This window comes from Bacillus sp. URHA0034 (genome assembly GCF_056280405.1).
Map to the genome: position 1 here is coordinate 1,040,518 of NZ_JBWCDK010000002.1, position 14,615 is coordinate 1,055,132.

Sequence of the window (14,615 nt, forward strand, 5' to 3'; positions counted from 1 at the left end):
TTCAGTTCTCTTTTCTGTTTGACTTGCATGCTTTACCTAACATAAAAAAGCCTTGCCGCCGGAGCGCCAAGGCCTTTTCATGTTTTTAGTATGTGCTCATGTATTGATCGCGTTCCCATTGGTGAACGACGGTTCTAAACATATCCCACTCGATTTCTTTTGCTTCAACGAAGTGTTCGAAGATGTGCTCTCCTAAACCAGAAACAATTACTTCATTAGCACTTAATTGATCAATTGCTTGCGCAAGTGTTGCTGGAAGATCGATGATGCCTTCTTCGATTCTCTCTTCCTTGCTCATTACATAGATGTTGCGGTCTACTGGAGCTGGAGGAGTTAATTTATTTTTAATTCCGTCTAAACCTGCTTTTAATAGAACAGCCATTGCAAGGTATGGATTTGCTGCTGGGTCCACACTACGTACTTCTACACGTGTGCTTAAGCCGCGAGATGCAGGAATACGGATAAGTGGTGAACGGTTTCTAGCAGACCATGCTACATAACAAGGTGCTTCGTAACCAGGTACTAGACGCTTATAAGAGTTTACAGTTGGGTTCGTTACCGCTGTAAATGCTGGAGCGTGCTTAAGGATACCAGCGATGAATTGACGAGCTGTATCACTTAATTCAAGATTTCCAGTTGGCTCAAAGAATGCATTTTGGCCGTCTTTGAATAATGAAAGGTTACAGTGCATACCTGATCCATTTACACCGAATAATGGTTTTGGCATAAAGGTAGCGTGTAAGCCGTGTTTACGAGCAATTGTTTTTACAACAAGCTTGAACGTTTGAATTTGGTCACAAGCCGTTAATGCATCAGCATATTTAAAATCGATTTCGTGTTGTCCAGGAGCTACCTCGTGGTGGGAAGCTTCAATTTCAAAGCCCATTTCTTCTAGCTCAAGAACGATATCACGACGGCAGTTTTCACCTAAGTCAGTTGGAGCTAAGTCAAAGTATCCGCCTTGGTCGTTAAGTTCTAAAGTTGGTTCGCCTTTTTGGTCTAATTTGAATAAGAAGAATTCTGGCTCAGGTCCAAGATTGAAGTTAGTGAATCCGAGTTCTTCCATTTCTTTTAATACTCTTCTTAAGTTATTACGAGGGTCACCTTCAAAAGGCTTGCCTTCTGGAGTATAGATATCACAGATTAAACGAGCCACTTTTCCTTTTTCAGCAGTCCAAGGGAAAATTACCCATGTGCTAAGGTCTGGATATAAAAGCATATCAGATTCTTCGATACGAACAAATCCTTCAATGGAAGAACCGTCAAACATCATTTTGTTATCAAGTGCCTTTTCCAATTGGCTAATTGGAATCTCAACATTTTTAATGGTTCCAAGAATGTCGGTAAATTGAAGTCGAATAAATTTTACGTTCTCCTCTTTCGCCATCCGTTGGATGTCTTCTCTTGAATACTTTGCCATTTTAATTCCCCCTATTTTAAAAAAGAATGATTAACTTTAATGGAAAAATCGAGACATATCGCCTTGGCGTAATGTAAATCGATTGTTTCTGCCTGTATGCATTAATTCATTGCGGAGAAGCTTTCTAAGTTGTTCATCTGTTAAATCTTGTTTGGCTTTTTCAGTTTGTTTCTCTACTATATTTGATTGCTGCTGCTCCTTGACCATGAACAATTGCTTGATCCCAGCCATGTTCACACCTTGGTCAATTAAGTCTTTTATTTCTAATAGTCTATCAATATCATTTAGACTAAATAGACGTCTGTTTCCCTCGGTTCTTGCTGGAGAAATCAATTGGTGTTCTTCATAATAGCGGATTTGCCTTGCGGTTAACTCTGTTAACTGCATGACGGTCCCGATAGGAAACAATGGCATGGAACGACGAATTTCTTTTCCACTCACCAAATTTCTCCTCCCTTACTGGTAAATCATAATGCTATTATATTTCGTGTAAGAAAAGATGTCAATGTTATGTAAGATTTTCTTACACGATTTTTAAAGAATATTTTGAACAACTTGTATTTTTCTGTTTTTTATATTGTCCTATCAAAGGCTTATTAATCCTTTATCCACTAATTGGTCAATGGCTAAACAGATCGCCATTTTAACGTGGGCATACGTTAAACCGCCCTGGACATAGGCCACATACGGAGGCCTTAGCGGGCCATCTGCTGTTAATTCAATACTGGCTCCTTGGATAAACGTTCCTGCAGCCATAATTACATCATCTTCATAGCCAGGCATATAACTTGGATATGGTGTAACATAGGAGTTAATCGGCGACGCAAATTGAATGGCCTGACAGAAAGAAACCATTTTATCACGGTCATCAAATTGTACAGACTGAATGAGGTCCGTTCTTTTGGCATCCCATTTAGGTGAGGAATTCATCCCCAATTGCTCCAGCATAGCGGCCGTAAACACTGCCCCCTTTAATGCCTGACCGACCACATGCGGCGCGAGAAAGAAACCTTGATACATTTCTTGAAGGCTATAAAGGGAAGCACCAGCCTCGGCCCCAATCCCAGGAGATGTCATTCGGTAAGAACAGGCCTCTACCCATTGTTTTTTTCCAACGATGTACCCGCCTGTTTTCGCAAGTCCGCCCCCAGGATTTTTAATTAATGAGCCGGCCATTAAATCTGCCCCAACATGACATGGTTCTTGATCCTCTACGAATTCACCATAGCAATTATCAACGAAAACGACAAGATCAGGTTTTATTTCTTTGACAAAGGAGATCATTTGACCGATTTCCTCTACCGTGAACGATGGTCTGGTGGCATACCCTTTTGAGCGCTGAATTCCAATCATTTTGGTGTTTGGCTTTATTTTTCCAGCAACTTCATCCCAATTAATCGCCCCCTCTTCTGTTAGGGCGACACTGTCGTATGAAATGCCAAATTCCTTTAAGGAGCCTACCCCATTACCGCGAATCCCAACGATTTCTTCTAGCGTATCATAAGGTTTCCCGGTGATATAAAGCAGTTCATCCCCTGGTCTTAGCACCCCGAATAAGGCAATGGAAATCGCATGTGTACCGGAAATAATCTGCGGGCGGACAAGCCCAGCTTCTCCGCCAAACACATCTGCATAAATTAATTCCAAGGTATCTCTGCCAATATCATCATAGCCGTAGCCAGTAGACGGGATAAAGTGAGAATCACTAACCCGGTGCTTTTGATAGCTTTGCAAAACCCTAAATTGGTTATTCTCCATTTTTTCATCTATGTCTTTATGCACTTCAGCAATTTGCTGTTCCACTTTTTTAACAAGGGAGTGAAGCTTTTCCCCATTTTGCAACTGTTGAAACATGTTGTTACTCCAATCTATATCGTGAATTTCTGTAATTGTCCGGAGATTTGATGATCCGCGAGTGTGTACCCTTTACAACGGTAAAATTGGCCTTCCTCATCAAAAACAAGTTCTCGGAGGATGGTTTCATTTTTCAATTGTGAAAGCAGCTTCCCTTCCGTAGAAGGAATTCGTACTTCGTAAGACTCCATCATCCCCATGACAACTCTTTCGATTTGTTCCTTTAAAGCGTGACGGTCCTTTTCATCAAAGGCACTAATGAAGCTGGTGGTCGTATCCGCTGTGGGAACAAAATCCGGATGTTGAATATCTCTTTTATTATACACGGTTATTTGCGGGATATCTTTTACTTCTAAGTCATCAAGTAACTTTTTCACCGTCTTTTCATGCTGGTAATAGTCTGGATTTGACATATCGACCACATGAAGTAGCAAATCGGCTTCCTTTACTTCCTCAAGGGTAGAGCGGAATGCTGCTATCAGAGTAGTTGGCAGGTCTTGAATAAAGCCTACTGTATCCGTTATTAAGGCTAAGAAGCCACTTGGTAAAATCAATTTGCGTGTCATCGGATCTAGTGTGGCAAACAATTGATTCTCTTCATAAGACTCCGCTTCGGATAACCGATTAAAAAGTGTCGATTTGCCTGCATTTGTATAACCGACGATAGCAACTTGAAAAGTTTTATTTTTCTTTCTGCGCTCACGGTATCTGTCACGGTGCTGAACTATAACGGAAAGCTGACTCTTAATATCATCGATTCTGCGGCGGATGTGTCGTCGATCTGATTCAAGTTTTGTTTCCCCTGGCCCTCTAGTTCCGATTCCGGCACCAAGTCTTGATAGTGCTATACCTTGTCCGGCCAAGCGGGGAAGTATGTATTGCAGCTGTGCCAGCTCAACCTGCAGCTTTCCTTCTTTTGAACGCGCTCTTTGCGCAAAGATATCTAAAATGAGTTGGGTTCGGTCAATAATCCGTGCTTCAATTTCTGAGCCCAGATTTCTTTTTTGGCTTGGTGAAAGTTCGTCATTGAAGATGACGATGTCTGCTTCGAGCTCTTCCACGAGTGCTTTCAGTTCTTCTACTTTACCCTTACCAATATAGGTTGCGGGATGGATGCGGTCTCGTTTTTGAATTACTGAAGCAATGACCTCTCCTTGAGCGGTTTCGGTTAGAGCTCCTAACTCTTCCATCGAATAGTCAAAACGTGAATCCTCATCTCCATTTGTTTGACAGCCAACGAGAACAACCTTTTCCTTCGTTTCCTTTTGTTCCACAGGCACCCTTCCTTCCTTAACTATTCCTTATCTTTCATCATAACAAAAAAACTTAGTAATCACTAATTTCCCCCAACCTTTTCGATATTAAAATAATGATTGTAATTTCCCCGCATCGTGATAAAATTTTATTGTTCGTTGAGATCGGTTTTTATATTTACCATTATGTTTTTTGTGACCATATACAGAGGGGAAATCAACTATGACATGGGAAGTATTAAGTATGATCGGAACCATTGCTTTTGCTGTCAGCGGTGCAATTGTGGCAATGGAAGAAGATTATGATATATTAGGAGTTTATATCTTAGGAATTGTTACAGCGTTTGGCGGCGGCGCAATACGAAATCTGTTAATTGGCGTACCTGTGTCAGCGTTATGGGGACAAGGATTATTTTTTCAAATTGCCTTGTTGTCGATTACAGCGGTGTTTTTATTTCCGACTAACCTGCTCCGGCATTGGCAAAGATGGGGCAACCTTTTTGATGCCATTGGCCTGTCCGCTTTTGCGATTCAAGGTGCGATCTATGCCGAGAAAATGAACCACCCTTTAAGTGCTGTCATTGTTGCAGCTGTTTTAACCGGGATTGGCGGGGGGATTATCCGTGATCTGCTTGCCGGAAGGAAACCGATTGTGTTGAGAGCGGAAATTTATGCTGTTTGGGCTATCCTGGCGGGTCTAATCATTGGCCTTGAGATTGCTGTTGAGTCATGGCAATTATATACCCTATTTGTGATCGTAACCGGTCTGCGAGTGCTGTCTTATACCTTTGATTGGAAGCTTCCTTCCCGACATCTTGGCGTTTCCCAAAAAATCCAAAATCAAAAACAAATCGGCGGATAATGATTCCGCCGTTTTTTTATTTAAACCGTCCCATTCCAAGTCTGCGCCGACAAACGGGCATTTCCGCTTTTGCAATTAATCTTCCTCAAATATTAAATCATTACTTCTAAGGGTCATTAATTCATGTTTGTCATAGCTATTTAGCATCAACAGTCTCATTGCCTGTGCCCGCACTGATTTTTCGATTACGTTGCGGACATACCTTCCGTTTGAAAAACTATTAGGATTTAAAACAGCCTTTACCCAAATCAAATGGTCTTTTAATTTTTTCTCGGCCTCATGGCTTAGCGTATACTCTCTATCTTTTAACATCCTTCCAGCAATATCCATCAGCTGTTCGATATTATAATCGGGAAAATCAATCACCAAGGGGAACCGTGAATGAAGACCAGGATTTAATGTTAAAAAATGATCCATTTCTCTCGAATACCCGGCAAGAATTAAGATAAACTCATGCTGCTTATCCTCCATATGTTTAACCAGCGTGTCGATTGCTTCTTTGCCAAAATCCTTTTCACCGCCGCGCCCTAGTGAGTAAGCTTCATCAATAAATAAGATTCCTCCCTGAGCTTTCTTCACTAAATCCCTCGTTTTTTGGGCAGTATGGCCAATATACTCACCGACGAGGTCGGCCCGTTCCGCCTCAATTAAGTGGCCTTTGGAGAGTACATTCATCTTTTGAAAAAGCTTGCCAATTAACCTGGCAACTGTTGTTTTCCCTGTTCCAGGGTTCCCTTTAAACATCATATGGAGGGACTGCTTTCTAGCCTTCAGCCCCATTTCCTCGCGCTTCTTGTTCACATAAATCCAAGCATAAATTTCTTTAATCATGCGCTTCATTTCTTCCATGCCAACCAGTGCCCCGAGCTCCTCTTCAATTTCTTTTAGTGCGGTATGCTCTGGGGGAATGACCTTTGGAACAACTTGAAAATCGGGTACCTCTTTTCTTATCGTAGTTCTTTCATGCGAGTTGAGAACCACCCTTATTTGGCCGTTACTTTTCGTTCGAAATGGTTGATCCAAAGCTATCACCTCTCATTCTGCAGACAGTATACGTAAGGTAGCATGATTTAAGCTACTCAGAAGTGTTTTAGGTTAGGCATAATCCTTCCCTCTATGTGTATTCACAACCCTGGCAATTCATTAAAGAAGATTTCCTTTATTTTGAGAAATAAAAAAAGAGCCCAAGGCATGAGGGCTCCATTTTGATGATCGTTTATTGATTATCCAATTCAAGCTGGACATTGCGCTGCGGTGCAAAAGTGGAAATAGCGTGCTTAAATACCAATTGCTGTTTACCCTCTGATTCAAATAATACGGTAAAATTATCAAAGCCCTTAATTTGGCCTCTTAATTGGAACCCATTTAGAAGGAACACCGTCACATTGGTGTTGTCTTTACGGCACTGGTTCAAAAATTGATCTTGAATATTAATTGTTGTTTTCATTAGTATATCCTCCTCTTTTATCTCTACTAATATGTATTCGATTTTACTTGAAGCTTTCCTTCAACATATTGTGAAATTTCCGCTATTTTTTTTGCGAAATTGTTCACATATGTCATATCAAACCATTGTACATCCATTTTGTTACGAAACCAAGTCAACTGCCTTTTTGCATATCTCCTTGAGTTTTGTTTTAGCTGTTCAACCGCTTCCTCCCAAGGTACGCTGCCATCTAAATAGTCATAAATTTCTTTATACCCGATCGCTTGAATCGACTGGCAATTACGTAAGCCTTGGTTGTATAAGGATTTTACCTCCTCTAGCAGTCCTTGATCAACCATTATATCTACTCTTTGGTTAATGCGGTCGTAAAGCTTTTCCCGTTCCATCGATAATCCGACAAGTGCCGTGTCATACAGCAGATCTGGCTGCTGTTTCCTCTGAAAATCCTGCATGGTTTTACCTGTCAAATGGAATATCTCAAGTGCCCGGATGACCCTTCTCACATTATTGGGATGGATTTGTGCGGCACTCTCTGGGTCAACCGCCTGTAATTCTTTGTACAATGCTTCATTTCCAATTTGCTTTGCTCGTTCCTCTAATTTAAGCCGAAAAGCTTCATCACCAGGTACATCTGAAAATTGATAGTCATAAATGACGGACTGAATGTATAACCCTGTCCCGCCAACAATGATGGGAAGCTTTCCCCTTTTGGCAATCTCATTTATTTTAGCACGAACTAGGAGTTGAAATTCTGCAACTGAAAAACTTTCTTCCGGCTCCTTGATATCAATTAAATGGTGCGGGATACCCTGCATTTCTTCTTTCGTTATTTTTGCCGTCCCGATATCCATACCACGATAAATTTGCATGGAGTCACCTGAGATAATTTCACCGTCGTAACGTTTGGCCATTTCGATGCTCAGATTTGTTTTTCCCACTGCGGTAGGACCAATGATAACTAATAATTTTTGATTGGAATCCACTATTTTCTCACTGCCTTATGCTTTTTTTCAGTGATGGCGGCTGTTTCACTGCTGCCATCCTTACATGTTAACACAATTTTGAAAAGCAGTAGAACATCAAACAAGTATATACAAAAAATTTGTTTCTTATGCGTTTATCGTAAAATGAAATTTTTATATCAGAATACTTCAAAATATGACAAAAAAATATATAAGGTTACAAATCGATAACGGTTCATTTACAAAAAGCTTTTTACCCCCATATTCATGTTAGTCTTAAACGTAGCATTTAATGTATTTAAAAATTTAGGAATAGGTGAATAAGAATGCTTTCTAATTTTGATATTGGGATTGATTTAGGAACCGCTAATATATTGGTATATAGCAAGAGTAAAGGAATTGTACTTAACGAGCCATCGGTTGTGGTAATAGATACAGAGACAAAGAATGTAATTGCTGTTGGGATCGAAGCGAAAGAGATGATCGGTAAGACACCGGAGAAAATTATCGCCATCCGTCCATTAAAAGATGGGGTTATCGCTGATTTTGATGTTACTACCGAAATGCTTAAACACGTGATGAGGAAGGCTTCTAAGAAATTAGGTTTCGCCATTCGCAAGCCGAATGTGGTCGTTTGTATTCCGTCGGGTTCCACTAGTGTTGAGCGCAGAGCGATCCAGGATGCGGTACGAAATGCTGGCGCCAAAAAGATATCACTGATTGAAGAACCTGTTGCTGCGGCCATTGGGGCAGGTATGCCTGTTGATGAGCCAGTTGCCAATGTGGTAGTCGATATCGGCGGTGGTAATACAGAAGTGGCGATTATTTCCTTTGGTGGTGTAGTGGCCTGCCATTCTATTAAAATAGGCGGCGATCGTTTGGATGACGATATTATTCAACATGTCCGCAAAGTATACAATGTATTAATTGGGGAAAGAACGGCTGAGAATATTAAAATGGAAATTGGTTATGCTCTGATTGACCATGAAGAAAAGTTTATGGATGTGCGCGGCCGGGATCTTGTAACTGGCTTACCAAAAACTGTTAAACTATCATCTTATGAAATTCGTAATGCTATTAGAGAATCCTTGTTGCATATTATGGAGGCTATTCGTGCAACACTCGAGGATTGCCCAGCTGAGTTAAGTGGTGATATCGTCGATCGAGGTGTGATTCTGACTGGCGGCGGATCGTTGTTAAATGGAATGGAAGCATGGTTGAGTGAGGAAATTTTTGTTCCGGTTCAGCTGGCATCAAGTCCATTGGAATCTGTGGCTGTTGGGACTGGACAGGCGCTTCAGTTTATTAATAAGATTCATGTTGGTGTAAAATAGGGTATTTTAAAAGGCTGCAGAATTTTTTCCTGCAGCCTTTTTTTAATTTAATAGTTTAGTGACCGGTTGCTATCTTTTTTGCCTACTAGCGGCAGAATTCTTTTTTATTGTGACCGGCTGTTCTCTTTTTCAGAGTCCGCGGGGACTATTATCTTTTATTGTGACCGGCTGCTCTCTTTTTCGGATTCCACGGGCACTATTATCTTTTATTGTGACCGGCTGTTCTCTTTTTTAGAGTCCACGGGCACTATTATCTTTTATTGTGACCGGCTGCTCTCTTTTTCAGAGTCCGCGGGCACTATTATCTTTTATTGTGACCGGCGGTTCTCTTTTTCAATGTCCACGGGCACTATTCTTTTTTATTGTGACCGTTCTACCTCTTTTACAGGTCTCACGGTCACAATAGAATACTACATCACCCGTTTAAACATCTTCTCCATCTCATAGATAGAATAATGAACAATAATCGGTCTGCCATGCGGACAGGTAAACGGGTCTGATGCTTTGCGCAGATCATCAAGAAGTGCCTGAATTTCATCGTTGCGCAAATGGCGGTTTGCTTTGATCGAGGCTTTACAGCTCATCATGATCGCCGCCTCTTCCCGAAGCTTCTTAATATCTACCTTTTTCATCAATAATACCTGTTCAATCATATCCTCAATAATCTGCTTCTCTTCCCCTTTAGGAAACCATTGCGGATGGGACCGGACAATAAAACTATTTAAACCGAATTCCTCGAGGAACACCCCTACTTTTTCTAGTTCACTAAGATTCTCTGTTATTTTTACATATTCATCTGTTGAATACTCCAATGTAATAGGTACGAGCAATTCCTGCAGCTCGGACTGAACCTGTCCTACTTTTTCCCGGAAATACTCATATTTCAACCGTTCCTGTGCGGCGTGCTGGTCGATAATATATAAGCCATTTTCATTCTGTGCAAAAATATACGTCCCATGCATTTGACCGATTGGATATAGACGCGGAATCCTGCTTTTGACTTCATCGTGTTCAGCGGGTGCAACGTACTCTGCCTGCGGTTGGAAATCACTTGGTTCGCTTTCTGGAGCTGAAGCATGATCGAAATACTCCTGTTCAAACGGTTCCTCATTCGGTTCAAAAGAAGTTTCGAAAGAACTCTCAGACTCCGATACCTCCTGCTTAACAGGAATCGAATCAAATCTTGGAACCGGAATAGTGGTTGTTTCTTGAACGGTTTGTGCAAATACCGGACGCTCCCACGGAGTTTCTATCTTTTTGCTGGTAAATGTCGTCCCTTCATCCAAAACGAACGCTGTTTGCTCTGATTTGGGTTCTTCTTTTTTCACAGGTGTGTAGGCAGTTGGAATCAAGATTTTCGATTTAAAGGTATCCTTTATTATCGTTGTGACCAGCTCATTGAGTTCGGCTTCCTTACTGATGCGGACCTCCATTTTTGATGGATGCACATTGACATCAACCAAGAGAGGATCCATCTCAATATTAAGAAGCACAATCGGATAACGTCCAATCGGAAGCAAGGTATGATAACCTTCCTGAATCGCTCTGGCCAATGCGTAATTTTTAATAAAACGACCATTAATCATCGTTGAAATATAGTTCCTTGACGCCCTCGTTACTTCCGGCATCGATGCAAAACCGCTTATCGTATAATCTAGTGATTTACCGGAAACCGGGACAAGCTGTTTTGCAATAGCCATACCATAAATCGCAGCTAACACTTGGCGGACATCGCCGTTTCCATTCGTTTGCAGCAGTTTCCGCTCATTATGAATTAACCGAAATGCAACCTCAGGATGGGAAAGCGCCAATCGGTTCACAACATCCGTAATGTTGCCAAGCTCTGTATGAATGGTTTTCATATATTTCAAACGAGCAGGCGTATTGTAGAATAGATCGGTAATCGTGAGATCGGTGCCGCGTCGAGCCGATGCTTTTTCAAAAACTTCGACCTTGCCGCCCTCAATCACTACTCTGTTTCCGGCACCTTCTCCGGTGGAAGTCTTCATCTCCAGTCTGGAAACCGAGGCGATACTCGGCAGGGCTTCCCCACGGAATCCGAGCGTCCGAATCCGGAACAAATCATTTTCATTTTTGATCTTACTAGTGGCATGGCGCTGGAAGGCGATTAATACGTCCTCTTCCTCGATCCCATAGCCGTTGTCCGTGATGCGGATTTTAGCCAGCCCGGCCTCTTCGATTTCAATTTCAATCACCGTACTGCCGGCATCAATCGCATTTTCAACCAGTTCTTTCACGACAGAGGCAGGGCGTTCGACAACCTCTCCAGCCGCAATTTTATTTGATAAAATTTCATCTAATTGGATAATCTTGCCCATCAATAAAGCCCCCTTACTTTAACTTTTTCTGGAGCTCATACAGCAGGTTGATCGCTTGAAGCGGCGTCACATCTAATAAATCTATTTCTTTAATCTTATCTAAAACTCGCTTTTCTTTAGGAGTAGGCTCCGCTTTTTTCGGTGATGACGGCTCATCGAAAAAGGATAACTGGGCCGGCTGCTCCACAGGTTTTTCAACGTCTGGGACGGGTTGCACAGACGATTTTTTCACTGGAGCCGGCTGAGCATCAGTCTGTTCCAGTTCCGCTAAAATTTCACTCGCCCGTTTGATTAACTCCGACGGAAGTTCCGCTAGCTGAGCTACATGAATACCGTAACTTTTATCAGCTGGACCTTCTTTAATTTTATGAAGGAACACAACCTTGCCGTTATGTTCAATTGCACTAACATGAATATTTTTTAACTTTGAAAGTTCTTCTTCTAAGACGGTTAGCTCATGATAATGGGTTGAAAATAAGGTTTTCGCTCCAATCCGCTCATGAATGTATTCAATAATCGCCTGGGCAAGGGCCATCCCATCATAGGTGGATGTTCCCCGGCCAATTTCATCGAATAAAATTAAACTATTTTGCGTTGCATTCGCAATCGCATTTTTTGCCTCAAGCATTTCGACCATAAAGGTACTTTGTCCGGAAATCAAATCGTCCGCTGCACCAATTCGTGTAAACACTTGGTCAAAAATCGGTAAAACCGCTTCTGAGGCTGGAACATAGCAGCCGATTTGCCCCAATATAGCGATCAAGGCGATTTGCCGCATATACGTACTTTTACCAGACATATTCGGTCCTGTAATCAGAAGAACTTCACGGTCGCTGTCCATAATGCAGTCGTTTGGCACATATTCCTGTGTGTTCAACACTTTTTCAACAACCGGATGACGGCCATCCTTCAGTACTACCCGGCGCTCATTCGAAAATTGCGGTTTGACATAGCGGCGTTCTTCGCTGACTTGAGCGAAACATTGTAATACGTCAAGTTCACTGACAGCTTTGGCTAACGCCTGCAAACGCGGAATTTGTTCTTTGACCATTTCGCGGATTCCGGTGAATAAATCATACTCCAGCTCCCCGCATTTTTCTTCCGCTTGTAAAATTAGTGCCTCTTTTTCTTTTAATTCAGGTGTAATAAAGCGTTCAGCATTCGTTAACGTCTGTTTCCGCTCATATTGACCTTCGGTTAAAAGGTGCAGGTTGGCACGGGTAACCTCGATATAATAGCCAAACACACGGTTATAGCCAACCTTTAACGACTTAATTCCAGTTTTCTCACGTTCTTCCCGCTCTAGCTGGGCAATCCACGTTTTTCCGTTTCGGCTGGCATCACGATATTGATCAAGCTGATCATGATAGCCGTCGCGAATGATATTTCCTTCTTTTAAGGAAAGCGGTGGATTATCTACTATTGCCTGTTCAAGGAGATCGGTTACCTCTTCACAGGGGTCAAGCTTTTCAGCAATTTCATTCATTTGCTCATTTTGCATTCCGAAAAGGATTTGTTTTAAAAAAGGTACCTGCATTAAGGAACGCTTTAGTTGGACTAAATCGCGGGCATTTACATTGCCAAACGCCACCCGTCCGGCTAATCTCTCTAAATCATAGACTTCCTTTAAGTTTTCACGCAGCTCCTGACGCTCAAAATAATGCTGGATTAACACATCCACCAAATTATGACGCTGCTCAATCTCTGATTGTTGAATCAACGGCCGATCAATCCAGTGCTTCAGCATCCGTCCGCCCATGGCAGTTTTTGTTTCATCAAGCAACCATAACAACGAGCCTCTTTTTCCTTTTGAACGAATTGTTTCGGTTAATTCGAGATTTCGTTTTGAGTAATAATCAATTTTCATATATTGCTGAATTTGATAGGTCGTTACCGGCTGCAGATGGTCTAGACTTCGCTTCTGCGAGCGGAATAAATAATGAAACAGCCTTGCTGCCGTTTGCTTTAATTTTTCCTGATTCAGATCCTTAAGCAGGTGGGCAAAGTTCATTTCTATTGAACTATTATCCTCTATCGAAATCGCCAGCACATCGCGTTCACGCATTTTCTTTTGTAGTTCCCCATCAAAATTGCTGGCAACGACGACTTCTTTCGCACTTAAGACAGCCAATTCGTTGAGAACTTCATCAAAATTAGTAGAAAGAAGGGTTACCCGGCTTTCACCTGTTGAGATATCGTTGTAAGCAAAACCATAGGTTTGGTCGTCAAAGGCTGTAATGGAGGCCAGATAGTTGTTCTCTTTATCCGTTAACCCTTTTCCATCCATTACGGTACCAGGGGTGATTAACTGAACGACTTCCCGTTTTACCATGCCTTTTGTTTGTCTTGGGTCTTCCATTTGCTCACAAATGGCTACCTTAAAGCCTTTGGAAATCAGCTGTTCAATATAGTTAGGAGCGGAATGGTATGGTACTCCGCACATCGGAATTCGATCTTCACTGCCGCCCTCGCGGCTTGTTAGGGTGATTTCTAGTTCCTGTGATGCTTTGATGGCATCATCAAAAAACATTTCATAAAAGTCGCCTAAGCGAAAAAATAAAAAGGCATCTTGATAATCTGCCTTAATTGTTAGATATTGTTGTATCATCGGCGTATAACCAGCCATAATGACCTCCAGGGTATTAATCTTTTATTTTAAGGGGGTTCCCTCTTGATTGGGTATTTTTTAAGAACCACTCGCTGTCCTTAGAAGCGTGTTCATGTGGACATGGTTTATGCTTTTCTTGCTTTTTATGTCCTCATGACGGCTTCATGTGGACATGGTTGGTGCTTTTCTTGCTTTTCTTGTCCTCATGACGTGTTCATGCGGACATGGTTGGTGCTTTTCTTGCTTTTCTTGTCCTCATGACAGCTTCATGCGGACATGGTTGGTGCTTTTCTTGCTTAGTCTGTCATTATGACGGCTTCATGCGGATATGGTTGGTGCTTTTCTTGCTTTTTCTGTCCTCATGACGGCTTCATATGGACATGGTTGGCTCTTTTCCTGCTTTTCTTGTCCTCATGATAGCTTCATGCGGACATAGTTGGTGCTTTTCTTGCTTTTCTTGTCCTCATAACGAATTCATGAAGACCTGTTTGGCTCTTACTTTTTACATTTTCGATTTTCTTCGACAAACTATTATA

Annotated in this window: 11 protein-coding genes; 2 read left to right on the forward strand and 9 right to left on the reverse strand. The window is 41.8% G+C overall.

What is annotated here, in order from left to right; genetic code table 11:
* Positions 1-85: 85 nt before the first annotated feature.
* The 4 genes from glnA to hflX form a co-directional block, all read right to left on the reverse strand.
* Positions 86-1,420 (reverse strand): type I glutamate--ammonia ligase, encoded by a 1,335-nt coding sequence (glnA, locus tag ACZ9EE_RS07080; protein WP_476025942.1) that lies wholly within the window; start codon positions 1,418-1,420, stop codon positions 86-88.
* A 36-nt stretch (positions 1,421-1,456) separates the two neighbouring features.
* Positions 1,457-1,834 (reverse strand): MerR family transcriptional regulator, encoded by a 378-nt coding sequence (locus ACZ9EE_RS07085; RefSeq protein WP_476032886.1) that lies wholly within the window; start codon positions 1,832-1,834, stop codon positions 1,457-1,459.
* A gap of 171 nt (positions 1,835-2,005) precedes the next feature.
* Positions 2,006-3,274: a methionine gamma-lyase family protein gene (locus ACZ9EE_RS07090; protein WP_476025943.1), complete on the reverse strand. Its 1,269-nt coding sequence runs from the start codon at positions 3,272-3,274 to the stop codon at positions 2,006-2,008.
* Positions 3,275-3,288: 14 nt separating this feature from the next.
* A complete protein-coding gene (hflX, locus tag ACZ9EE_RS07095; RefSeq protein ID WP_476025944.1) occupies positions 3,289-4,548 on the reverse strand; it encodes a GTPase HflX in 1,260 nt (419 codons plus the stop codon).
* A gap of 202 nt (positions 4,549-4,750) precedes the next feature.
* On the opposite strand from hflX, the gene ACZ9EE_RS07100 reads away from it, so the two are divergent.
* Complete coding sequence (locus ACZ9EE_RS07100; RefSeq protein ID WP_476025945.1) at positions 4,751-5,389, forward strand: trimeric intracellular cation channel family protein; 639 nt, start codon at positions 4,751-4,753, stop codon at positions 5,387-5,389.
* A gap of 75 nt (positions 5,390-5,464) precedes the next feature.
* Here the strand turns inward: ACZ9EE_RS07100 and spoVK are convergent, their stop codons facing one another.
* From spoVK to miaA, 3 genes are all read right to left on the reverse strand, one after another.
* A complete protein-coding gene (spoVK, locus tag ACZ9EE_RS07105; protein WP_476025946.1) occupies positions 5,465-6,412 on the reverse strand; it encodes a stage V sporulation protein K in 948 nt (315 codons plus the stop codon).
* A 193-nt stretch (positions 6,413-6,605) separates the two neighbouring features.
* Positions 6,606-6,836, reverse strand: a complete 231-nt coding sequence (gene hfq, locus ACZ9EE_RS07110) for an RNA chaperone Hfq (RefSeq protein WP_215040877.1) — start codon at positions 6,834-6,836, stop codon at positions 6,606-6,608.
* A 26-nt stretch (positions 6,837-6,862) separates the two neighbouring features.
* Positions 6,863-7,819, reverse strand: coding sequence for a tRNA (adenosine(37)-N6)-dimethylallyltransferase MiaA (gene miaA, locus ACZ9EE_RS07115; protein WP_476025947.1), 957 nt, complete (start codon positions 7,817-7,819; stop codon positions 6,863-6,865).
* A gap of 305 nt (positions 7,820-8,124) precedes the next feature.
* On the opposite strand from miaA, the gene mreBH reads away from it, so the two are divergent.
* A complete protein-coding gene (gene mreBH, locus ACZ9EE_RS07120) occupies positions 8,125-9,132 on the forward strand; it encodes a rod-share determining protein MreBH (RefSeq protein WP_476025948.1) in 1,008 nt (335 codons plus the stop codon).
* Between the two features lie 410 nt (positions 9,133-9,542).
* Here mreBH and mutL read toward each other — a convergent pair whose 3' ends face one another.
* Positions 9,543-11,471, reverse strand: coding sequence for a DNA mismatch repair endonuclease MutL (gene mutL / locus ACZ9EE_RS07125; protein WP_476025949.1), 1,929 nt, complete (start codon positions 11,469-11,471; stop codon positions 9,543-9,545).
* 13 nt (positions 11,472-11,484) lie between these two features.
* Positions 11,485-14,097 (reverse strand): DNA mismatch repair protein MutS, encoded by a 2,613-nt coding sequence (mutS, locus tag ACZ9EE_RS07130; RefSeq protein WP_476025950.1) that lies wholly within the window; start codon positions 14,095-14,097, stop codon positions 11,485-11,487.
* Positions 14,098-14,615 lie beyond the last annotated feature (518 nt).

Coding starts and splice junctions, on each gene's coding strand:
- ACZ9EE_RS07100 (WP_476025945.1), top strand. CDS start 4,751: ATGACATGGGAAGTATTAAGTATGATCGGAACCATTGCTTTTGCTGTC.
- ACZ9EE_RS07085 (WP_476032886.1), bottom strand. CDS start 1,834: ATGCCATTGTTTCCTATCGGGACCGTCATGCAGTTAACAGAGTTAACC.
- mreBH (WP_476025948.1), top strand. CDS start 8,125: ATGCTTTCTAATTTTGATATTGGGATTGATTTAGGAACCGCTAATATA.
- mutL (WP_476025949.1), bottom strand. CDS start 11,471: ATGGGCAAGATTATCCAATTAGATGAAATTTTATCAAATAAAATTGCG.
- ACZ9EE_RS07090 (WP_476025943.1), bottom strand. CDS start 3,274: ATGTTTCAACAGTTGCAAAATGGGGAAAAGCTTCACTCCCTTGTTAAA.
- glnA (WP_476025942.1), bottom strand. CDS start 1,420: ATGGCAAAGTATTCAAGAGAAGACATCCAACGGATGGCGAAAGAGGAG.
- hfq (WP_215040877.1), bottom strand. CDS start 6,836: ATGAAAACAACAATTAATATTCAAGATCAATTTTTGAACCAGTGCCGT.
- mutS (WP_476025950.1), bottom strand. CDS start 14,097: ATGGCTGGTTATACGCCGATGATACAACAATATCTAACAATTAAGGCA.